The organism is Mesorhizobium cantuariense (genome assembly GCF_042647205.1).
Lineage (GTDB): Bacteria > Pseudomonadota > Alphaproteobacteria > Rhizobiales > Rhizobiaceae > Mesorhizobium > Mesorhizobium cantuariense.
On record NZ_JBHRVD010000001.1, the window covers coordinates 1,298,570 to 1,319,627 of the forward strand.

The window sequence follows — 21,058 nt, forward strand, 5'->3', positions numbered from 1 at the left end:
CGTCACAAACAAGCGCCGCCGATCTCCTCTCCTTCGCGCGGCGCTGGTGCTTCAACGCCACGCCTCTGAACTTCTCGGGGGCTGACATACATGCGCGCACAGAGCGCTACCGCTTCGTTTGCCAAGAGCATTTTCGACATCGGGCTGTTCTCGGTCATCATCAACGTGCTGTTGCTGGTGATGCCGCTGTTCCTGATGCAGGTGTACGACAGGGTGCTGCCGGCGGCCAACGTCGATACGCTTGTCTACCTGTCGATCATGGCCGTGCTGGCGCTGGCATTTCTCGGGCTTTTTGAAATCATCCGCTCGATCTATTCCCAGCGCGTCGCTGCATCTGTCGACAGGCAACGTGCCTCGGAGGCGTTCATCGCTTCGATGCAAGGTCAGAGGGCTGATACGGGCGACATACAGCCATTGCGGGATTTGGCGATCGTTCGGACCTTTATCGGCTCCCGCGGACTGGCAACCTTGTTTGATCTCCCCTTTGTCCCGCTCTTTATCGTGCTTCTGGCTTTCATCAATCCAGCGCTCAGCCTGCTCACCATCGGCGGCGCGGTTGTCATGATCGTTCTGGTGATGCTGACGCAGTTCACCAATGGAAAGAACTCAGCAAAGGCGTCCGAACAATCGGCCAAGGCCAATCTTGCGGCCCAGGCTTTCGCCCGCAATGCCGAGACAGTGCGTGCCATGGGAATGAACCGAAACGCGACGGAAGCTTGGGGTCGGGCCTTTGGAAACGCGCTCGACATGCAAGACCGGTCGGCTGCGATCGGAGCGACATTTGCCGGAATTTCACGAGCAACCCGTATGCTGTTGCAGCTTGCCATTCTGGGTTTGGGGGCCTGGCTGGTCCTTCAGGGTAAGATGACTGCCGGCATGATCTTCGCCTCGTCGATCATATCGGGTCGTGCCTTACAGCCTCTCGACCAACTCATTGGCGGCTGGCGCCAGACAATCGACGCCCGACGCGCCTGGCGTCGTCTGAAAAAGGCATTGCCGGATGAAACCACCAACGACAGCCCCAAGCTTCTATTGCCGATGCCGATAGGCAGGTTGACGGTTCGCGACCTGGTCTATGTCCCGCCCGGGTCGCCGCCCGGCACAGAGCCGATCATCAAGCGCCTGAACTTCGAGATCCGCGAAGGCGAAGCCATCGCCGTCATCGGGCCAAGCCGGGCCGGGAAGTCGACTTTGGCCAGGCTGCTCGTGGGTGCGGTCCGCCCAAGCTCTGGAGTGGTGCAAATCGACGGGGCGGATCTGCGCACCTGGGATCAAGATCAACTGGGCCGTCATGTCGGATATCTCGCGCAAGATGTGCAATTGCTGCCTGGCACGATCGCCGAAAATCTTTCGCGCTTCGATCCGGCTCTGCCTGACGACGCAATTGTCGAAGCGGCAAAACGGGCGCAAGCACACGAATTGATCCTGTCGCAGCGAGAAGGCTATCAAACGCAAGTTGGTGCCTCAAATGGCGCGCTTTCGGGCGGTGAACGCCAGCGCATCGGTTTGGCTCGTGCGTTCTACGGCGAGCCGAAAATCCTCGTCCTTGACGAGCCCAACGCCAATCTCGACCAGGACGGAGAACTGGCGCTCGGACTCGCGCTCGCCGGCGCACGCAAGGCCGGAACGACGGCTATCGTGATAACCCATCGAATGTCTCTCGCGGCGAGCTGTGATCGTGTCCTGATGCTGCGCAACGGCGCAATCGAGGCCTTCGGACCCAGTGCCGACGTCCTGAAACAGATCGCCGGCATCAAGGAACAGCCCCAAGCCCCAGCCACGCCGGAGATCAACGGCCACAGGCAACTCGTCGCATTCAGCACCGTAAGCCAGGGCAGCGGCCGCTGGAGCGGATCACTCAAGCCAGGGCGGAGCTAGACAAATGGCTGCGACCGCCTTCGCGTGGGAAAGAGACATCCGCTCGCAGACCCGATGGGTGGCACTTGCCGGATATGGCTCCATCGCCCTGCTCGTCGGGTGTTTCGGCTATTGGGCAGCAACCGCGCCACTCTCAGGAGCGGCTGTCGCGCCCGGGACCGTTGCGGCCGCCGGTCGCAATGTTCGTATCCAGCATCTTGAGGGCGGCATCATCAAGAGTACGCGTGTTGAGGAAGGCGACCGGGTCAAGGCAGGCCAAGAGTTGATCCTTCTCGACGATACGACGGCCAAGACACAGGTCAATCGGCTCAGCAAACAGTTCATATCGTTGTCAGCAACTGCCCAGCGCCTTGTAGCAGAGCGCGACGGTGCACCCGACCTCACTCTGGATGATGCGGTTGCCACCGCTCTCAATGACGGCGAACTCGTCAATCTCGTCGACGAGCAAAGAAAGGAATTCGAGGCGCGGCTCGACCGTTTCCGATCGGAACAGGACATCCTCAATCAACGCGTAGCCACGTTGCAGGAGTCGCTCATTGGACTGGCTGCCCAAAAACAGGCGATCGACAATCAGTTATCGATTGTGGCGGATGAACTGAAACGCAAGAAGTCGCTCGTCGATCAGGGACTGACGAACCATTTTGAGTACACGCAAATCCAGCGCAACCAGGCAGACCTGATCGGCCAGGCAGGTTCGATCGAATCCGAACTGGCATCAACCCGCAGCCAGATTGTTGAAGCGCGGGAGCAGATCGAGCGCAGCAAGACGCAGAGGGTCGAGCAGGCCGTCAGCCAATTGGCTGAAACACGCGCCTCTTTTGCAGACATCGAGGAGCAGTTGTCGGCGGCAAAAGCGGTGCTTCTACGTACCATCGTGCGCTCGCCCACCGACGGCATCGTTGTCTCGGCAGTATACAATTCCCCAGGAGCCGTTGTCGCACCGGGCGAGAAAGTCATAGAAATCCTGCCGACAAGCTCGCATCTGATCGTCGAGGCGAAGCTCAGCCCCAGAGATATCGATTCCGTGCACACAGGTCAGGATGCGAGGCTGCGGCTAACCGCGCTCAACACCCGGCTCACGCCCGATGTCGCGGCAACAGTCATCGACGTCTCCGCCGATCGGCTCATGGACGAAACTACCCATGAACCATACTACCGGGCGAAGCTTCGGATTACAGACGATCTGCCAGCGCCGGTAACAGTCGACCAACTCTATCCAGGCATGCCGGTCGAGGCATTCATCAGCACCGGGAACCGGACCTTCCTGGAATATCTGGTCAGGCCGCTTATGGATTCATTCCATCGGGCTTTTGTTGAGGAATAGCCGAACTCCATGAGAGGCAAAGCTTGATGATGAACCCGCTTTATATCGAGGTGTCTGCGGCGGCAGTGGTCAGCCTGCGGTGAACGCGAGCCGAACCACGATGTCAGATTTGACCTTGTTGCAGATGGAGCCAACGACGCGCTGCAATTTCACGTGCGGATTCTGCGTTGGTCGACACATGCATCAGCTCGACCTGGAACTCAGCACCAGTGTACGTGTCTTTGAACTCTTTCCAAACATCGAGGCGATCGAACTGCAGGGCGAAGGCGAACCACTGCTGAACCGGGACTTCTTCGACATCGCGGACGGCGCAGCACGCCTTGGGGCGAAGATATCCCTGATCACCAATGGCAGTTTGATGAGCCCTGCTCGTGTCGAGCAAATTCTGAAAAGGCCCGTTGAGAGGATCGGTTTCTCCCTGGAATCTCCGGACGATGCCAAGTTCGAGCAAATTCGAGGTGGGAGCTTCCCGAAGGTTATTGAGGGCATCAGGCGATTGAAGCAGGCGAGGGATACTGAAGGGCTAAAGCTGCCGGTGATCGGGTTGAACGTAACCGTATTGAAGAGCACGCTCGATCAATTGGATTCTATCGTCGCTCTATATCGGGAGTTGGGCCTTGATGGCGGCATCTCGTTTCAGGGCCTCCAAGAGATGCCAAGCTATTCGGACTGCTATTCCGAGCAACTGACCGGCGAAATCCTTTCGCAGAATGAGAAACGCACTTTGGGGCAGTTTCTGGTGCGCTTCCTATCGAATGCGACAATCAACAAAAGCGGCAGCAATGTCGGCTTCTATGCGCGGCTTTTTGCCGAACTCCCAACCCGGCCGAACACGTGCCCGTGGTTGTCCAAAGCTGGTTATGTATCGGCCGAGGGCGAGATGATGCCGTGTTGCCACATCAAGAATACCGAGTGGTCTTTTGGAAACGTGGAAGAAACGGATCGGGAAACGCTTATCGGTCGCCGAGATGCCATGGGCAGTCAACTCGCCAACGGAATAGTACCGAAGCCCTGTGTCGGCTGCTGGGTCTTGCCATTTCTGAGTCAAGCCTTTGCGCATTCGTCGACTGAAGACCGTACCAACAGCAGATAAGCTTGACGGCAACTTCTAGCCAGTTCAAGTCGATGCATGGGGCACCGGAATGTCCGCTTCTGACACTCCGAGGTCCCAAGCCGTTAGTCCGCTTCCGGCCCCATGCACGAACCCGCTTCGCGGGAGGTCGCCTGTTTCTGAAATGGCGCGGTATTCATAGGCCTTGAGCGGGGAGAGCCCGCGATCCGACCATGGAGTTCCCTTCAACGAGAGGAACTTGCCATGGCTACCTTGTCGACCGATGCTCCGACCACGCCGCTTCGCCAGCGCATGCAGCAAGACATGCTGATGCGGGGTCTGGGACCGCATACGCAGCAGGACTATGTTCGTCATATCCGGCGCTTCGCCGCGTTCCTTGGCCGCGCTCCCGACACCGCCATGACCGAGGACATCCGGTGCTTCCAGTTGCATCAGCATGAGAGCGGCGTCGGTCCTGCGACGATCAACGGCGCGGTCTCGGCCCTGCGCTTCCTGTTCACGGTGACGCTGAAGCGACGCGATCTGGCCCGCGCACTGGTGGTCACCCGATATCCGCGCAAGCTGCCCGACGTGCTGAGCGTGGAGGAAGCGGCGCGGCTGCTCGAGGCGGCGCCAGGCATCAAGTACAAGGCCGCGCTCGGTGTCGCCTATGGCGCAGGCCTGCGCGTATCCGAGGTCGCGCACCTCAAGGTCGACGACATCGACTCCACACGCATGCTGACGGTCAGCGAACCTCTCCCCGAACCGAGGTCTAGAATTGAAGTTGCGTGCCGGCGATCGAACAGGCTGACAAAAGCTTGTCCAATTAGGGGATCGGTATAAAACCGTCCCAACGGATCACCTCGCGTCCCCAACCCTTGAAGCATTCTTTCGCCTAAACCAACCCTCGCACGAATCGCCTGCTCACTTCGTCGCATAAATCCCGACACTGCATCCGTGGCATAGATGGATGCAAGCTGGTGCAAGTCGACATTTCCCTAAAGCTTCCTAACACAGGCTTTATCGTGCAAACATCTCGTGCCGACAACTTCGTCGATGCCCCTAGAGGTTCTGGATCAGGTCTTCGATCACCGACGCGTCGTGCGACGCCAACCAAAAACCGCTTTCAGCCGAGCCAAGGACAAAAGCCTAGAACCGACTCCATCGCGCTTTGATCCAGCAAGAATCAACATTCCTAGATCAGCTTCCCGCCGCTATTTGTTCCTTATTTCAGCGTGATCTTGAGCAGCAAAGGACCATGGCTCGGCGTCAATCGCGCTTGCCGGCGAAGCTATGGCGGAAACAGCGGAAGACAATTTTCGGATCGAGGTCTGGGATCGCGAGGAGCAGGCTTTGTCAGAAACTATTTCGCATTCCCCCGATTCCACGGTGAGTCAGGCGGCCTGGCAAGCCGCCATCCGGCGTCGGCCGGGCATGTTGCTAATCCACTACAACAGTCGGCATGTGATGGAGAAAATCTTGACACCGGGCGGGGTGAAGATACCGCCACAGACCATCATCGATGGCAGCGTTCACGCCGGCCTCGACGTGGCGTGACCTGCCACTGAACTGTCATCCAGCTGCGATTAGAGCCTCGACCGTTTTTGTTACGCCTTGTGGCGCGGGTTGAGCAACCGGCGGAGGCGCGGAGCCTTCCATCAGCACAGCGTCGGAGCCGGTTGCGGTGATGACCTGGGCATAGGCTGCCGGGGTCTGGTAGCCGAGCGAGGAATGTGGCCTCGCGGTGTTGAAGTCCTCCCTCCATTCGGCGATGGCGCTTCGGGCGTGGTCGAGACCGAAGAACAGGCTCTCGTTCAACAGCTCATCGCGCATCCGGCCGTTGAAACTCTCGACATAGCCGTTCTGCATCGGCTTGCCCGGCGCGATGTAGTGCCATTCGATCCTGTAATCCTTCGACCAGGCGAGGATGGCGTTCGAGGTGAACTCGGTGCCGTGATCGGAGACGATCATGCGCGGCTTGCCGCGCTGGGTGATCAGTTCCGTCAGTTCACGGGCAACCCGACGGCCGGAGATCGAGGTGTCCGGGATCGCCGCCAGGCATTCGCGCGTCACGTCGTCGACGACGTTGAGCACGCGAAACCTGCGGCCGCAGGCGAACTGGTCATGCACGAAATCCAGCGACCAGCGCGCGTTCGGCTTTGCCTCGACCAGGATCGGCGCCCGCGTGCCGACCGCTCGCCGCCTTGCCCGGCGCTTGCGCACCGTCAGGCCCTCCTCGCGGTACAGACGATAGATGCGGTTGACCCCAGATGCCTCGCCCTCGCGCCTGAGCAGGATGAACAGCCGCCTGTAGCCAAAGCGTCGGCGCTCGTTGGCGAGGTCGCGCAACCTGCCACGCAGCTCCGTCTCGGGCGGACGCCTTGACCGGTAGCGGATCATCTTGCGATCGGCGCCCACAAAGGAACAGGCCCGACGCTCCGACAGACCCATGACGGCCTGCAGATGCGCGACGGCTTCGCGCTTGGCGGCGGACCCTACCATTTTTTTGACAGAAGCTCACGCAGCGCCGAGGCTTCCAGCATCTGATCGGCGAGCAGCTTCTTCAGCTTGGCGTTCTCGTCTTCCAGCGCCTTCAGCCGCTTGGCGTCGGACACGTCCATCCCGCCATACTTCGCCTTCCAATTATACAGCGTCGCCTCCGAGACCCCGTGCTTGCGGGCCAGATCGCCCGCCTTTACACCCGCCTCATGCTCGCGCAGAACCGCAATGATCTGCTCTTCTGTGAACCGCTTTCTCTTCATCAGTCCGTCCTTCGATCAAGGGCCGGACTCTAATCTCAGATGGAGGAAATTCTTAGGGGCAGGTCAGCGCGCGAAGGACTGCGGTTTATACGCCGTTCTTCTTTAGGGCGCCGACGGTCGCCGACGCGGAAATCGAGGAGGGCGCGGCAAATCATCTGGAGATGAATGACAACCGCGGCGTCACCCTCCTTATGCGCTCCCGTCGGTTTCGCTCTCCTCGTCGATGGTACGCACTGGGAGATAGGCGTTCGTCTCCAGCCACTCGCGCAATACAATCTGTATGAGGTCGGATCGGCTCACTTTCATCTCGGCAGCTATGCTGTTGAGCGCATCCTCAGTCGCCGGCTCCAGGGACAAACCGGCAACATTCCTGAGCATCAAGGCAGCGCGACGCAAGATGATCTGCAGATCCGGCCGCGACATGTCCGCTATGCGATCCGCGGCGCTTTCAAGCTCTTCAGCAAAGGATACTCGGGTCATTGTCGCCTGTGGCGCCGTTGTCTGCGCTCTTTTGCTCTTTCCAATTCAACGGCGATGTAGGCGGTGGCATGTTCGGTCGCTCGCCTCATGTTCTCTCGCTGCCGTTCCAACTCCTCTGGCGGGTAGTACACCTTGGGGACAGTCGCGGAGTCTGTAGCGGCCGTTGAAAACGGCTTCCATTCCTCCGCACGGGCGGAGGGCTTTTCAGCCGACCGTATTTTTGCCAGCGCCAGCATAAACCCAAGAGGCGAACGTCGCATCTTGTCAGGATTGCCGAAACCATACGCAAGCGCAAGCCTCGCAGCTTAGGGGCAGGGTTGTCGTTTTCATGGATGGAAAGGGGCCCCATCAATTTTGGGAGCCAGTGGATGCGCTGGCTCAAGAGATTGGTGTGTGAGACGATGGTAGTACTAGAACGCTATCGCCATTCCCCACACTCGCCGAACTGCCAATTCAGGATTCGCTGCCACGGCTGAGTGAAGTGACACGTCGTCGATACAAATCACAGATTATAAGCGGTGTGATAATATTTAATTGCCGCGGGTGCGTAGATTCTCGTATGCAGAAACTTTTTACGAAATAACTATTAGTTTTGGTTCTTAGTTGATCGCCCTTGTATAGCCAAATTAATATCTGCCGCTCTGACATATTCGATAAGGTAGCAATATCATTCATTATGTGATCAAGACATACCGTGCGGTTAATATCAAAAATATTGGCACGAGCTGCACGCACGGTGTAACCTTGCCGGCATGGATTCGCTAGCTTTCTTCGACGTCTGTGGTGCCTTGCCCTCTGCCGGCATGGGCAATGCCGCGTGGGCGCGAGATGACGGAAGCGGTTGCCGCCTTTAGTGCTGGTATCGCGCTGAAATCACTTGATGATCTCGTTCGCTCCGAGCCCGTTTGGGCCGGCTGATGGCGCTCCCGTCAAGCCCCTCAAATGTGCCGCCACGGCGATGCGATTGCTGGGCCGGAACGAGGATGAGAAGGCGCTGCGCGACGCCGTGCTGCTTTCCGCAGCTGGCGACGTCCCCGGCCTCACCGGAAAGGTGTTTTCGGCCTACAAAGGATCGCGAGCAGAAAACCCGGCTTTTCCTCGAAAGACGTCGCCGAACTCGCCGCCTGCTGGGCCTCGCCTGGGACGACCGGCTGGCGGCTGCCGTGGACAATGCCGACGGCGCATTGCAGTCGGGCCGGTCGACACCCTTCGCCGCGGCGGACCTTGTGGCGGCGATCCTGGCCGTCCGCCCAGACGCTCGCTTGGGCGGTCTCTGTCAGTGTGATTGCCACGCTGCTGAAATGGCCTTTTCCTGTGCCGCTGCTAAACTCATTCGTACGGTAGTTCTCCAAAAAGGTCGATCATAAGATCGCCGTCCAATACCTTAAAGGGAATCTCGACGTACTGGCTCGGATGTCTTGGCTTGGCAGGACCATCATTTGGGGCGTTTCTTGTATGTCCTTTAACTCGGTCGCCGTTTTCCTTAATGAACGGCAGAATCACTAAGCGGCCGTGGTTGGCAGAAACGATGGTCCCTTCAATCCAAAGGGTCGTTCCATCATCGGATTGTCCGCTATTTGTCGTTTTGACCTGCCAGCCGACTTGACCGTGTTGCTCATACCAGAAGACGACCCCGTTGCAGACGAGCACACGCTCGCCGCGTGCAAGGGCTTCGTCGAGCAGCCGCCTAACGCTTGCCAGCTGCAGCAGCTGATTGGCGCGGGGAAGCAGGATTTGGCGAATTTTGGCCTTTACCTCTCCCCAGTGTTCCGTCGGATTCAGATCAAAGCCGGATGCAATCTTCGATCGTTCGATAAGCGCGGCGCCACGCTTGTGAAGGGAACCGTTTGCTAACACGTCCCAGACGCCCTCGTAGGACTTGCCCATCGCGAGCCTTTCGCGCAACTCGCCGACGCGAATACCAGTCACGTAGGGAAATGCAGCCAAGGCAACTGCCAGAGCTTGCCGAAACGGTTCAGCCCTCTTGGTAAGCTGCAGCTCCGACGCCAGGGGCGCCGGCACCGCGGCTTTTCGCCGCTTCGCTTCGGCGAGCATGAGCGCTTCCTCGGAAAGCAATCGTTGTTTCGCCTGGAGGGCCTTTAATGCTTTCAGCTGCAGCGAACGCCGGGTATTTTCTTCCATCGGGATTCGCAGGAGGTCTGAAGGATAGCGCGCATTCAAACTTGTGCTCGCGGCAAAGGCGGATTCGGCATCAGGATGGCGGTCCAATCTGACACCACCGTCTGAAGTGGGAATCCGGCGGTCACGCCACTTCGGCGCACCCGCCTGACCGACGGCAAGTTCGTGCATTTCCCAAAAGCCGTTGAGGGAATTGTAGGCTGGCCACACCGCCAAGACGGTATCAAAATCCCGCTTGCTATCTCCCCATTTCATCTCGCGCTCCGTCCATGTCATTTTAGGCGTCGTTTCCGCCACTGACGCTCAATTCCGACAAGATGGAAGAGTCGGTTGGCGATTGAAAGACCTCGCAAACGCTTTTCATTTGTTCTTCCGCACATTAAACCGTGCGCATCTCTCCTGGTTGAGCAGCTGCTTCAGTCGCGTAGAGGGCGATGCTGAGATACGGAAAGTATTCATATCCAGCCGTCATAAATGTCCCTGGAAGATCATAACGGAAATCGACATATGGGCACCGAAGAACAATTGCTTGCAGAGAGCATCAGAACATCGATCGGCGAGACTTCGAATGTTTTGTGGCGCCTTCTACAGCTCCAACCTCGATCTCTGCAGGAGGCAGACGAGGACCCCTCTGACGAAATGGTTGAGCTGGACGAGGAACTCAGTTTCCACATCAAAAAGCTTTACCGCGATGTTGCAATATTGGCCGAGCGTATGCATCTCCCGTTGCTCTGCCGGCAGATTTCAAAGGCCCTTAATCGGCACAGGGATACCCTCACACAGGCGAGCGCTGTTTTCGACGAATATATGGAATGCCCTTCCTTCGACGAAATACGAGGCATTTTCAATTCGATCGATGTTATGATCGATGGGAAAGACATTTCCTCGATCGCCGTCCTTCAGAATATTCTTGAGAATACACGCAAGATCCTCGTGGAGTCCGGTATCCCCGCTCCAAGGAGCGAAAAAGAAATTTATGACGCGGTGGAAAAGGTCTTGAACTACGCATTCCACGACGTGATATCGCAGTATAGCCTTCCGCGACCATTGAAAACTTACAAGCCAGAGTTCGCGATTAAGTCAGTCAAGTCCCTCGTAGAATACAAATTCTCCAGGAGTGAAAATGATCTGAAGACAAAAGTGGATGAACTTTACACAGACACGCGAGCATATGTGAACGACAGCGGCTACAGCACGTTTTTCGCTGTTATCTATTGCAGTGACCAATACGCGCATATCGAAAAGGTCAGGCGAGAATTTCAGACCAGCGGGATAGGGCCGCATTGGCGGATTGTTCTCGTTCATGGGGGCGGAGCGGCGCAACCGGCAGCGAGTGCGCCGCCGATCGCAAAGCCGCTGAAGCTAACTGCACAAAAGAAGCAAAAATAGCTCGAGGCGTGAGCAGGCTTTGGGAAGACGCGGGCTAATGTTCAGCTCGATGGCTCAGGTGGCTTTGAGTTTTTATGCTTACCTGGTGGGCGCCCCATGCTCGCCTTTTGTGCTTCGAAAGCCGCACAAAAAGGCAGTCTGGAATTTGATCGTTGGCCGGCCAACCGTCGACTGAGCTAATTTCGATTTCCGACGTCGCAAATTGGGGGAGAGATGGTCTTGGCCGTCTCTCCCCCGCGAATGCCGCCTGCGCAGAGCGGGGCCGCCCGGTCGCAAGGCGGCGCTGATTATCATCCGTTGAACTGATCCGATCCGCCCCGCTCGACGCGCAGCCCAGCTCCGCTCGCCGGCATTCGCCCCCCTCTCTGCCGCGCGCTCGCGCGCCCCCGGAAGGCATGCCGAGGGGCATGCCTTCGGCATGTAACGGGAAAGGACCAGAACCATGACCATCCATGCAAAGAGTGCGCAAACCACGATAGCCGGCGAGAGCGGTGCGGAAGTTTTCATTGCGCTGAACAAACTGAAGAAGTCGCCCCGCAATGCGCGCAAGACGCCGCATAGCGAGGCGATCATCGAAGCCTATGCGGCAAGCATCGCCGCCAAAGGCATCCTGCAAAACCTAGTGATCGAGCCTGAGCTTGACGACGAGGGGACCGCAACCGGCTTCTACTTCGTCACCATCGGCGAAGGCCGCAGGCTGGCGCAGCTTTTGCGGGTGAAGCGCAAGCAGATCAAGAAGACCGAACCGATCCGCTGCGTCATCGATATCAAGAACGATCCGCATGAGATCAGCCTGGACGAGAACATCACCCGCGAAGATATGCACCCCGCCGACCAGTTCGAGGCGTTCCAGCGCCTCAATGTAGAACGCGGATGGGGTGCGGAGGAAATCGCCGCCCGCTTCGGCGTCACCGCGCATGTCGTGCGGCAGCGTCTGCGGCTCGGAGCCGTCAGCCCCAAGCTCATGCAGGTTTATCGTGACGGTGATCTGACGCTAGACCATCTGATGGCTTTTGCCATTACTGACGATCACGCCCGGCAGGAACAGGTTTTCGACAGCCTCACCTACAACCGCGAGCCCTACATCATCCGTCGCGAACTGACGCGAACCCATGTCGCGGCTGGCGATCGGCGTGCCGTCTTCGTCGGCGCGGAAGCCTATATCGAGGCAGGCGGCATGATCATCCGCGACCTGTTCACCGATGATCGTGGCGGCTTCTATGACGATGCGGCTTTGCTCGACCGCATGGTCATTGAGAAGCTGCAAGGTATTGCCGAAACCATCAGCCAGGCCGAGGGCTGGAAATGGGCTGATGTCCACATCGACTATCCGCACGCGCACGGCCTGCGCCATACCTACCCGAAGCCGGTGGTCTTGTCGGAAGAAGACGAAGCAGCCTATCAGGCGGTGCTCGCCACGTTCAACCAACTGACGGAGGAGTGGAAGAGCGCCGAGGAACTGCCTGACGATGTCGATCAGCGTTTCGGCGAGCTTGAGGCTGAGATTGAGCGCATCGACGCCATGCGCCACGCTTACGACCCGGATGTCATCACGCGCGGTGGCGTGTTCGTCATGCTTTCCCATGACGGGACGGCTCGCATTGAGCGTGGTTTCATTCGCGCCGAAGACGAAGTGCCGGAACTGGAGGCAGACGGCCACACCATCATCGATGGTGATGGCGAAATCATCGAGGCGGATGTCGGGTCGGACCCCGATGGCGGAAGCGACGAAGATGCGGAGGAAGATGGCAAGCCGCTTTCCGACCTTCTCGTCCGCGACCTGACTGCCCACAGGACACTCGGCCTTCGCCTTGCACTCGGCGAACAGCCAGACATTGCCCTTATCGCCGTGACGCATACGCTGGCAGTGCAGGCGTTCTATCAGGGCATGGAAGCCCATTGCCTGGAAGTCCGGCCGACGAGCACGCATCTCGGCGGTCACGCCGATGGCATCGAGGACACGGCAGCGGCCAAGGCGCTGGCGGATCGTCATGTGGGATGGGCGGCGGACATGCCGGCCAACGTCGCGGACCTGTGGGGCTTCATCGCCGCGCTCGACCACGCAAGTGTCATGGCGTTGTTCGCGCATTGCGCCTCGCTCACCGTCAATGCCGTGAAGCAGCCTTGGGAGCGCAAGCCGCGCGCTCATGAGACGGCGGACAGACTGGCGGCAGCGCTTGGCCTTGACATGACGGCACACTGGACGCCCACCGTGCGAACCTATCTCGGGCGGATCACCAAGGCGAACATCCTCGCCGCAGTGAGCGAAGCTGCCAGCGACGAAGCAGCGGAGAGGCTTGTGGCGTTGAAGAAGCATCCGATGGCCGAAGCCGCTGAGCAGTTGCTGGCCGAGACCGGCTGGCTGCCGGTGCTGCTACGGACCATCGACCCCGCGACGGTTGCCGATCCGCTTGATCTGACAGCCGGGGAAGTGATGACGGACGCGCCTCCCATGACAGACCTCGTGCCCCTGGACGATGCAGATCCTGCATCTTCTGACGGCGCCGGTGCGAGCGGGGCAGGTGAGGGCTTCGACGTCGCCGCCGAGTGATGGAAGAACCCGGAGCCGCCAAGGCGGCTCCCGGACACCTGTTTAGAATTTTCCGGCCACGCTGGTCAGCGTGGCCGGGGACCTCGACTGCACGGCATAGGGGACAGCAGCAAGGTGTGGCGGCTCCTCCCATGGCGATGCCTCGGCCGCCGCAAGCCTGTTTTCTGCTTGAGGCGAATGGCACGACAGCCCATCGGTTCAGCTTGACGCGTGTTCGCCCTGTTGCTGATCTCGACCATGCCCGCATTGCGTGATCCAGATGAGCCCCTTGGATCGTTGGAAGGCTCGAAGCTGTGATCGTCTGACCCTCAGGGATGTGTCTGATATCCATGCCGCGACTGATGAAGTACCGCCAGCGCGAGCGTCTTGCCTTGATTTCCATTCTCCGGGGGCGGCGGCAATCGCCGTCTTGCCGGCAAGGATGGTCTAGCTTTCAGATCGGCCCAGGAGCGTTTGCGGTCCGGATGAGAAGTGCTGCCACATAGCCATTGCGGCGGTTCCTCCTCGCCTGCTGGCTGGACACGCCCACTGCGTCCTCGAATGGATTGGGTCTGACCGAAGACCGGCTTCGCCTCGATCGTCTTCCTGCAACGTCCAGCGCTGACTTTTTTCCGCCGCCGGCCCAAAAGGCCGGCTTTGCATCGCGAAGCAAAAAAGCCATCGCTGGCCGCCTTCCACTTCGTTCCAGCCCGAAGGACCACCCCATTGCGCAAGCGCAACGAGGACCCCGGTGGGTGCAGGCCGATCCTCTCCGGTCTCAAGACCTCCATCGAGGTCGCGATGGGCGCGGCCCGGTCAAACCAAGGGAAACACCACAATGGCTACCATCGGCATGTTCACCAGCACCGCAAAGGGCTTCAAGGGCTCGGTCAAGACCCTCAACCTCAACGTCAAGGCAGTCGATTTCGTCCCCGCCGAAGGCGACAATGAAAAGGGTCCGGACTACCGCATCTTCGCCGGCGCCACCGATTATGCGTAGCGCGGGATTATGCGGAGTGCCGGCCTCTGAAGGCTTGTTTTTCCGTCAGTTTCGGCGAGTTCTGCTCCGCATAATCCCAGATTGAACAGCTGCCGGTCAGGCACTGCGCGTCTTAAGCCCGAGGTGGTTTTGGGCTATGTTTGGGCAACAAGATGAACGTAGAGACGCAGGCGGAAGCTTGGCTGACGAAGTTTCTGATGAAATCGCGCACATCCGGCGACGGTTGGCTGCTCTGGATGCGGAGCGGCTGGCGCTTGCGCGCGAACTGGAAACACTTGAGCAGAAGCTGATATCCGACAGCCATGCTGGCGAGCGCACAGCCTTTGCCGATGCGCTTGTCACCAATAACTCGTCATCGGCAGAGAAAATTGAGTTGTTCCGCCGTCTGTTTGCTGGGCGTCCCGATGTCTTTCCGGTTCGATGGGAAAACAGGAAGACGGGAGGTTCAGGATATTCGCCGGCATGCTCGAACGAGTGGGCCAAGGGGATTTGCGGCAAGCCGAAGGTGAAATGCGGGGAATGCCCGCATCAGGCGTTCGTACCGCCATCCGAGGACATCATCGAAAAGCATCTGCGCGGCGGCGATGCTCGCTCGGGGGATTTTGTCGCCGGGGTGTATCCATTACTGCAAGACGAGACATGCTGGTTCCTTGCCGCCGACTTCGACAAGGATAGCTGGGCGGATGACGCCAGGGCCTTGCTCAGCACCTGTCATTCGAAAGGAATTGCCGCCGCCCTGGAGCGGTCGAGGTCGGGGAATGGTGGCCATGTCTGGATATTCTTCTCGGAGCCTGTTCCGGCAAGGACCGCCAGGCAGATGGGCTCTGCCCTGATCACGGAGACGATGGAAAAACGCCCCGAGATCGGCTTTAAATCCTATGATCGCTTCTTTCCCAATCAGGACACGATGCCCCTTGGGGGCTTTGGCAATCTGATTGCACTGCCGTTGCAGAGAAAGGCACGGGAGAGCGGCAACAGCATTTTTGTCGACAAGGATTTGCGACCTTACGACGACCAATGGGCGTATCTGTCGTCCCTGCCCAGATTGTCGGCTGACCTGGCCTTCAGGATCGCGGACGAGGCGGAGCTGTCAGGTCGGGTTTTGGGCGTCCGCATGCCGGTGGACGACGAACATGCCGACGAGCCGTGGAAGATGTCGCCGTCGCGCCGCAGTGCGCCGCGGCGTATTGAGGCCGCGATACCGCACTACATCAGGATCGTGGTCGCCGATCAGGTTTACATCGACAGGACAGAACTTCCATCGGCCCTGATTGCGCAGCTTGTTCGTCTGGCAGCGTTCCAGAATCCGGAGTTCTATCGCGCCCAGGCAATGCGGCTGCCGACGTTCGGCAAGCCTCGGGTCGTCTCGTGCGCCGAGCTATATGCGCAGCATGTCGCTCTACCTCGGGGTTGCCTTGAGGAAGTAATCGATCTCATCAAAAGCCATGGCGCAGTTGCCGATCTGGAAGATCTGCGCGAAATCGGCACGGCACTTCCCGCAGACGTATCCTTCCAGGGCGAATTACGACGGCCGCAGTTGGCGGCGTTCGATGCTCTCGCCGCGCATGAGAACGGCGTGCTTGCCGCGACGACCGCCTTTGGCAAGACGGTCGTCGCGGCGGCGCTCGTTGCGCACCGTGCTCGAAACACGCTCATTCTGGTCCACCGACGAGAGCTGCTCGATCAATGGGTGGAACGTCTACGAACCTTTTTGCAGATAGATCCAAAGCAGATCGGCGTTATTGGCGGCGGGAAAAGAAAGCCGACGGGTGTCATTGATGTTGCGCTCATCCAGAGCCTGGTGCGCAAGGGTGAAGTTGCGGACATGGTCGCCGATTACGGCCATCTGATCGTCGATGAATGTCATCACCTGTCCGCAGCCAGCTTTGAGCTTGTCGCCCGGCGGTCGAAGGCGCGATACGTCGTCGGCCTGTCGGCGACGGTTGCCCGGAAAGATGGGCACCATCCGATCATCTTCATGCAATGCGGCCCTGTTCGCCATAGGGTCGATGCACGGGTTCAAGCCGCCGAACGTGGTATCCGCCACCGCGCGCGCGATCGCTCGACGCAGTTTGAACTCCCGGCATCGCTGGCCTCCGCCGAACGACCATCAATGCCTGCAATCTATGCAGCGCTGGCGCATGACGATGGTCGGAATGATCTGATCTTCGATGATGTGCTGAAATCGCTTGAGGCCAAGCGTTCGCCCATTGTTCTGACGGAGCGGAAAGACCACCTCGATTATCTTCAGAAGAGGTTCTCGCCATTCGTGAGAAATCTCGTGGTCCTGCGCGGCGGCATGTCGGCGACCGATCGCAAAACAGCTAACGCCGCATTGAATGTCTCCGATGATCATGAGCGCCTGATACTCGCGACAGGCCGCTATATCGGCGAAGGCTTCGATGATGCTCGTCTCGACACGCTGTTCCTGACGATGCCGATCGCCTGGAAGGGAACCCTGGCGCAGTATGTCGGCCGGCTGCATCGGGAGCATGACGGAAAGAGGGATGTTCTGGTCGTGGACTATGTCGATCAGACGGTTCCGGTTCTCGCCCGGATGGCTGGGAAGCGACGAGCGGGTTATCGCGCGCTGGGCTACGTGATCGAGTAGCGGCGCCCCGTTGTGACCGGGGCGCCGCGGTGTCGATCAGCGCGACCAGATCAGGGCATATTTGCCATCGTCGCCTTCGAAGAGGTTGGCGTAGATGGGTGCGCTGAAGGAGGGATCGTCGAGCTTGACCGAGTGGTAGGTCCGATCCTCCTTGGAGGTCCGGCGCCAGGCGGCACCGATCTCGACGCCGGAGACGATGACCCTGAGGTCGGGCGCCTTGTCGCTGGTGGCGGCGGGATCGCTGGGGATGAGACGCGCCTTGGCGTCGATGGCGAGGGTCTTGATGGTGCCGGTGTAGGTGCCGTCATTGCTGAGGGTGAACGAACCGATCTGGGACATGGTGTGAACTCCTGTGCTGTGTTCAAGCCCGCGACCATCGCGGCCTTGTGGCGATCTGGAGCCCCGGGACGGCCAACCCGCACCATCAGGCCGCAGCGCATGCGAAGGACGGCGCGTGGCGATCTTGTTGTTGCGCGAGGAGCGGCGCAGCCGCGGGGAAGAAGATCGCCACGCGCTGTTGTGGGGAAGAGGCCGGGTCGCAGACCGCATCGCGGGGCAGATCCGCCCAGAACAAGGCCCGTCGGTCGCAGGGCATCACGGCACCCGGCAGAACCTCCCAGATCCGGGTGGGCGTTCTCACGCCGCATGACAGCACCAGGTACAATCGCTCACGTTCCGAATGACAGCGACCTCGGATCATAGTCCCGCCTCCACATGCAAAAGGAGGCGACATGCCGACAGGTGTTTATGTTCGTAAGAACGCGGTCGAGAACCGCTTGAAGGCGGGGATGGCTGCGGACCACGCGGCGGACTTTGCGCAATGGTTGCGTGACCGACGGTACACGCCACGCACCGTCATCGAGAAGATGCGGCTGCTTGCGAGTTGGACGCACTGGGCGCGCGCTGAGAATTATACGCTCGCCGCGATCCGTGAGGCATATGCTGCATCGTTCGCCTTGATCGCAGCGGGACAGCGCCCGCGCTTCCGAGGCGACGTCAACCAGGATGCGGTCGAGATCGCCAAGCTGTTCATCGCCTATCTCGAGGATCGCGGCGTGTTGGCGTGCCTGCCGGCTAAGTCGGTTGGGGCCCTCGTGGCTGAGTTTGCGGCCTGGGCCCGTGAGCAGCGCGGTCTGGCCGAAACGACGCTGGCCACGTATCTTGGGACGATCACTCCCTTCATCGATGCGCTGGGGGAGACGCCGAGCGCCTACGACGCGGTGACGATCCGGGCGTACATGACCGAACGCGCGAAAGCGGTATCGATCGCTCGGATGAAGGGGATATCGGTTGGCATCCGCGCGTTCCTGCGCTTCCTGATCGCGACAGGACGATGCCGGCCTGGGCTCGACCACGCCATGCCCAATGTTGCTGGCTGGCGGCTGGCCTCGATCCCGCGCTTTCTGCCCGATGCCGATATCACGCGGATCATCGGAGCGTGCGAGGGAGAGCGTCGCCTGCGCGACCGGGCTATCATCCTGATGCTGGTCCGGCTCGGACTTCGGGCGAGCGAGGTGGCACGGCTCAGCTTCGGCGATATCGACTGGCGGCAGGGCAGCATCCGCCTGTTCGGCAAAGGCCGGCGCGAAGAACTGCTGCCGCTCACCCAGGAGATCGGCGACGCGCTGCTTGCCTATATCGAACGCACGCAGCCGGCCAACGCTGGCCGTGCCATCCCTGTTCATTACCGAATATGCGCCGCTGCGACCGATCGACCGCATCACGGTCAAATGCCTGGTCAAGCGCGCGCTGAAACGCGGGGGTGTCGAGAGCCACTATAAAGGCGCGCATATCCTGCGGCACTCGGCGGCCACGGCGATGCTGCGCCACGGCGTCAGCCTGACCAATGTGGGCACGGTGCTGCGCCATCGGTCGCCGGAGATGACGGCGCATTACGCCAAGGTCGATATCGCGCTTCTGGCGGCTATCGCGCAGCCCTGGCCGGGGAGGTCGCCATGCTGACCGATGATGCCGATCGTTACATCGAGCTGCGCCGCTCGCTCGGCTTTAAGCTCGCAAAGACGGCCCGACACCTCACCGCGTTCACGCGCTATGCGGTCGACTGGGGCGATACCCATGTTCGCCGCGAGACCGCGATCACCTGGACGGCGGCCGTCTCGTCGACCCCGCGCAGTCACCAGCGGCGGCTTCGGGAGATCGCGCTCTTCGCGCGCTTCCTGCACGCCGAGGATCGTGCGCACGAGGTGCCGCACCATCATCCCAACCACAGTGCTGCAACACGTCCCGCGCCTTATATCTACACATCCGAGGAACTGGCGCGCATGCTCGACGCCGCGGGCAATCTGCGGCGCCAGAAGCCCAGCCCGCTCAGGCGCCACATCTATGTGATGCTGATCGGGCTGCTGGCGTCGACGGGCCTGCGGATATCGGAGGCTCTGAACCTGAGGTTGGACGATCTGCTGCCCGACGGCGTGCTGCACATCCGCCAGACCAAGTTCAACAAGAGCCGGCTCGTGCCGATGCATGCCAGCGTGGTCGAGGCGCTGCGGGTCTATCTTGAGGTCCGCCGGCGGTTCGCCGGGACGGACGACCATGTGTTCCTCTCGGTGGATGCTAAACAGATGCCGCTTGGGACTGTCGAGAGTACTTTCCATGTGATCCTGCGCAAGGCTGGCGTCGGTCAAGATCGGTCACGTCGCCCACGTATCCATGATCTGCGCCACACCTTCGCGACCCGCGTGCTGGAGCAATGCGCGATGCGCCGGGATGATGTTGCGCGGGACTTCGTCGCGCTCTCCACCTATCTTGGCCACGCGAGCATCCGGCATACCTACTGGTATCTGGAAGCCACGCCTAACCTCATGGGCGATATCGCCGCCGCCGCCGAGGCGTTGATCGACGGGAGGCGTCCATGACGCCGATCGCTCCGCTCATCACCCGCTTCATGCGCGAGCACATGCCGCAGCAGCGCGGCTACAGTCCGCACTCCTGCGAGGCCTATGCACACAGCTTCCGGCTGCTGTTCGCCTTCGCTGCCGGGCGCTTGCACACGCGCCCGTCTTTGCTCCAGCTCGAGCAGATCGACGCGGAGATGGTGCTCGTGTTCCTGCATCACATCGAACATGATCGCGGCAACGGCGCGGCGACCCGCAACCTGCGGCTCGCTGCGATCAAGGCGTTCATGCGCTACGTTGAGCTGCGGCACCCAAGCGCCCTGGAGCAGATCGCCCAGATCAACGCTATCCCCGGCAAGCGCCATGACCACAAGCTCATCCGTCACCTGACCATGGACGAGGTCCGAGCCGTGCTCGATGCGCCCGATACAACGACGCGCCTGGGGCTACGGGACCGGGCGATGCTGCACCTTTGCTTCGCCGGTGGCCTGCGCGTCTCCGAACTGGTCGGCCTCACCCTGGACAACGTGACGCTGCAACCCAGTCCGAGCATCCTGGTGTTCGGTAAGGGCCGGCGCGAACGCAGCCTTCCGCTCTGGAAAGAAACGGCCCGCGACGTGCGCGCCTGGCTTGCGGTACGCGGAAAGCCACCGGCGACGGAGCTGTTCGTCAACGCTCAAGGGATGGCAATGACCCGCGCCGGCTTCGAGTATATCCTCGAAAAGCATGCAAAGGCGGCCGCGGCTCGATGCCCGAAGCTGATCGGCCGGTCGCTGTCGCCCCATCTTCTGCGGCACAGTTGTGCGGTTCTCATGCTGCAGGCCACGCGCGACATCCGCAAGGTCGCGCTATGGCTCGGCCACGCCGATATCCGCACGACCGAGGTGTACCTGCGGATGGATCCGTCCGAAAAGCTCGAGGCCGTCGAGGCGGTGTTGCCGCCGGAGCTTCGTCGCGGTCGGTTCAAAGCGCCCGACGCATTGATCGCGTCGCTGATGGCCGATGCGCATACCGTGCCGACGTGAGGCGGAAGGGGTCG

Annotated in this window: 18 protein-coding genes and 1 pseudogene; 15 read left to right on the plus strand and 4 right to left on the minus strand. The window is 60.2% G+C overall.

Features of this window, described 5'->3' with window-relative positions:
* Positions 1–90: 90 nt before the first annotated feature.
* The 5 genes from ACFOJ9_RS06110 (at position 91) to ACFOJ9_RS06130 (ending at position 5,810) form a co-directional block, all read left to right on the plus strand.
* Positions 91–1,878: a type I secretion system permease/ATPase gene (locus ACFOJ9_RS06110; RefSeq protein ID WP_378977650.1), complete on the plus strand. Its 1,788-nt coding sequence runs from the start codon at positions 91–93 to the stop codon at positions 1,876–1,878.
* A gap of 4 nt (positions 1,879–1,882) precedes the next feature.
* A complete protein-coding gene (locus ACFOJ9_RS06115; protein WP_378977652.1) occupies positions 1,883–3,202 on the plus strand; it encodes an HlyD family type I secretion periplasmic adaptor subunit in 1,320 nt (439 codons plus the stop codon).
* Positions 3,203–3,326: 124 nt separating this feature from the next.
* Positions 3,327–4,295, plus strand: a complete 969-nt coding sequence (locus ACFOJ9_RS06120) for a radical SAM protein (protein ID WP_378987599.1) — start codon at positions 3,327–3,329, stop codon at positions 4,293–4,295.
* A 222-nt stretch (positions 4,296–4,517) separates the two neighbouring features.
* A complete protein-coding gene (locus tag ACFOJ9_RS06125; RefSeq protein WP_378977654.1) occupies positions 4,518–5,096 on the plus strand; it encodes a tyrosine-type recombinase/integrase in 579 nt (192 codons plus the stop codon).
* Between the two features lie 450 nt (positions 5,097–5,546).
* Positions 5,547–5,810, plus strand: a complete 264-nt coding sequence (locus ACFOJ9_RS06130) for a hypothetical protein (protein WP_378977656.1) — start codon at positions 5,547–5,549, stop codon at positions 5,808–5,810.
* Between the two features lie 15 nt (positions 5,811–5,825).
* Here the strand turns inward: ACFOJ9_RS06130 and ACFOJ9_RS06135 are convergent.
* Together ACFOJ9_RS06135 and ACFOJ9_RS06140 are read right to left on the minus strand one after the other, a co-directional pair.
* A protein-coding gene (locus tag ACFOJ9_RS06135; protein WP_378977657.1) for an IS3 family transposase occupies positions 5,826–7,015 on the minus strand; the annotation gives its coding sequence in 2 pieces (ribosomal slippage) (positions 5,826–6,763 and positions 6,763–7,015; 1,191 coding nt in all).
* A gap of 189 nt (positions 7,016–7,204) precedes the next feature.
* Complete coding sequence (locus tag ACFOJ9_RS06140; protein WP_378977659.1) at positions 7,205–7,495, minus strand: hypothetical protein; 291 nt, start codon at positions 7,493–7,495, stop codon at positions 7,205–7,207.
* 828 nt (positions 7,496–8,323) lie between these two features.
* Here ACFOJ9_RS06140 and ACFOJ9_RS06145 point away from each other — a divergent pair.
* Both ACFOJ9_RS06145 and ACFOJ9_RS06150 read left to right on the plus strand, forming a co-directional pair.
* A complete protein-coding gene (locus tag ACFOJ9_RS06145; protein ID WP_378977661.1) occupies positions 8,324–8,413 on the plus strand; it encodes a hypothetical protein in 90 nt (29 codons plus the stop codon).
* 40 nt (positions 8,414–8,453) lie between these two features.
* Positions 8,454–8,780 (plus strand): DUF1403 family protein, encoded by a 327-nt coding sequence (locus tag ACFOJ9_RS06150; protein WP_378977663.1) that lies wholly within the window; start codon positions 8,454–8,456, stop codon positions 8,778–8,780.
* Positions 8,781–8,824: 44 nt separating this feature from the next.
* Here ACFOJ9_RS06150 and ACFOJ9_RS06155 read toward each other — a convergent pair whose 3' ends face one another.
* Complete coding sequence (locus tag ACFOJ9_RS06155) at positions 8,825–9,910, minus strand: hypothetical protein (RefSeq protein WP_378977665.1); 1,086 nt, start codon at positions 9,908–9,910, stop codon at positions 8,825–8,827.
* A 231-nt stretch (positions 9,911–10,141) separates the two neighbouring features.
* Between ACFOJ9_RS06155 and ACFOJ9_RS06160 the strand changes: the two genes are divergently transcribed.
* From ACFOJ9_RS06160 to ACFOJ9_RS06175, 4 genes and pseudogenes are all read left to right on the plus strand, one after another.
* On the plus strand, positions 10,142–11,023 hold the full coding sequence (locus ACFOJ9_RS06160) for a PD-(D/E)XK nuclease domain-containing protein (RefSeq protein ID WP_378977667.1): 882 nt from the start codon (positions 10,142–10,144) through the stop codon (positions 11,021–11,023).
* Between the two features lie 442 nt (positions 11,024–11,465).
* Positions 11,466–13,574: a ParB/RepB/Spo0J family partition protein gene (locus ACFOJ9_RS06165; protein WP_378977669.1), complete on the plus strand. Its 2,109-nt coding sequence runs from the start codon at positions 11,466–11,468 to the stop codon at positions 13,572–13,574.
* Positions 13,575–14,391: 817 nt separating this feature from the next.
* Positions 14,392–14,547, plus strand: a pseudogene (locus ACFOJ9_RS06170) (DUF736 family protein); the annotation flags it as partial.
* Positions 14,548–14,731: 184 nt separating this feature from the next.
* Entirely contained in the window at positions 14,732–17,164 is a 2,433-nt protein-coding gene (locus tag ACFOJ9_RS06175; protein WP_378977671.1) for a TOTE conflict system archaeo-eukaryotic primase domain-containing protein, read from the plus strand.
* Positions 17,165–17,200: 36 nt separating this feature from the next.
* Here the strand turns inward: ACFOJ9_RS06175 and ACFOJ9_RS06180 are convergent, their stop codons facing one another.
* The gene (locus ACFOJ9_RS06180) at positions 17,201–17,503 is read right to left on the minus strand and encodes a DUF736 domain-containing protein (RefSeq protein ID WP_378977672.1); all 303 of its coding nucleotides are present in this window, start codon (positions 17,501–17,503) and stop codon (positions 17,201–17,203) included.
* A 392-nt stretch (positions 17,504–17,895) separates the two neighbouring features.
* Between ACFOJ9_RS06180 and ACFOJ9_RS06185 the strand changes: the two genes are divergently transcribed.
* The 4 genes from ACFOJ9_RS06185 to ACFOJ9_RS06200 are packed head-to-tail and all read left to right on the plus strand — an operon-like array spanning position 17,896 to position 21,044.
* A complete protein-coding gene (locus tag ACFOJ9_RS06185) occupies positions 17,896–18,945 on the plus strand; it encodes a tyrosine-type recombinase/integrase (RefSeq protein WP_378977674.1) in 1,050 nt (349 codons plus the stop codon).
* Positions 18,833–19,126 carry a tyrosine-type recombinase/integrase gene (locus ACFOJ9_RS06190; RefSeq protein WP_378977676.1) on the plus strand — a complete coding sequence of 98 codons (294 nt, stop codon included), beginning with the start codon at positions 18,833–18,835 and terminating at the stop codon, positions 19,124–19,126. Before ACFOJ9_RS06185 ends, ACFOJ9_RS06190 begins: the two co-directional genes overlap by 113 nt.
* Positions 19,120–20,040 (plus strand): tyrosine-type recombinase/integrase, encoded by a 921-nt coding sequence (locus ACFOJ9_RS06195; RefSeq protein WP_378977678.1) that lies wholly within the window; start codon positions 19,120–19,122, stop codon positions 20,038–20,040. Before ACFOJ9_RS06190 ends, ACFOJ9_RS06195 begins: the two co-directional genes overlap by 7 nt.
* Positions 20,037–21,044, plus strand: coding sequence for a tyrosine-type recombinase/integrase (locus tag ACFOJ9_RS06200; RefSeq protein WP_378977680.1), 1,008 nt, complete (start codon positions 20,037–20,039; stop codon positions 21,042–21,044). Before ACFOJ9_RS06195 ends, ACFOJ9_RS06200 begins: the two co-directional genes overlap by 4 nt.
* Positions 21,045–21,058 lie beyond the last annotated feature (14 nt).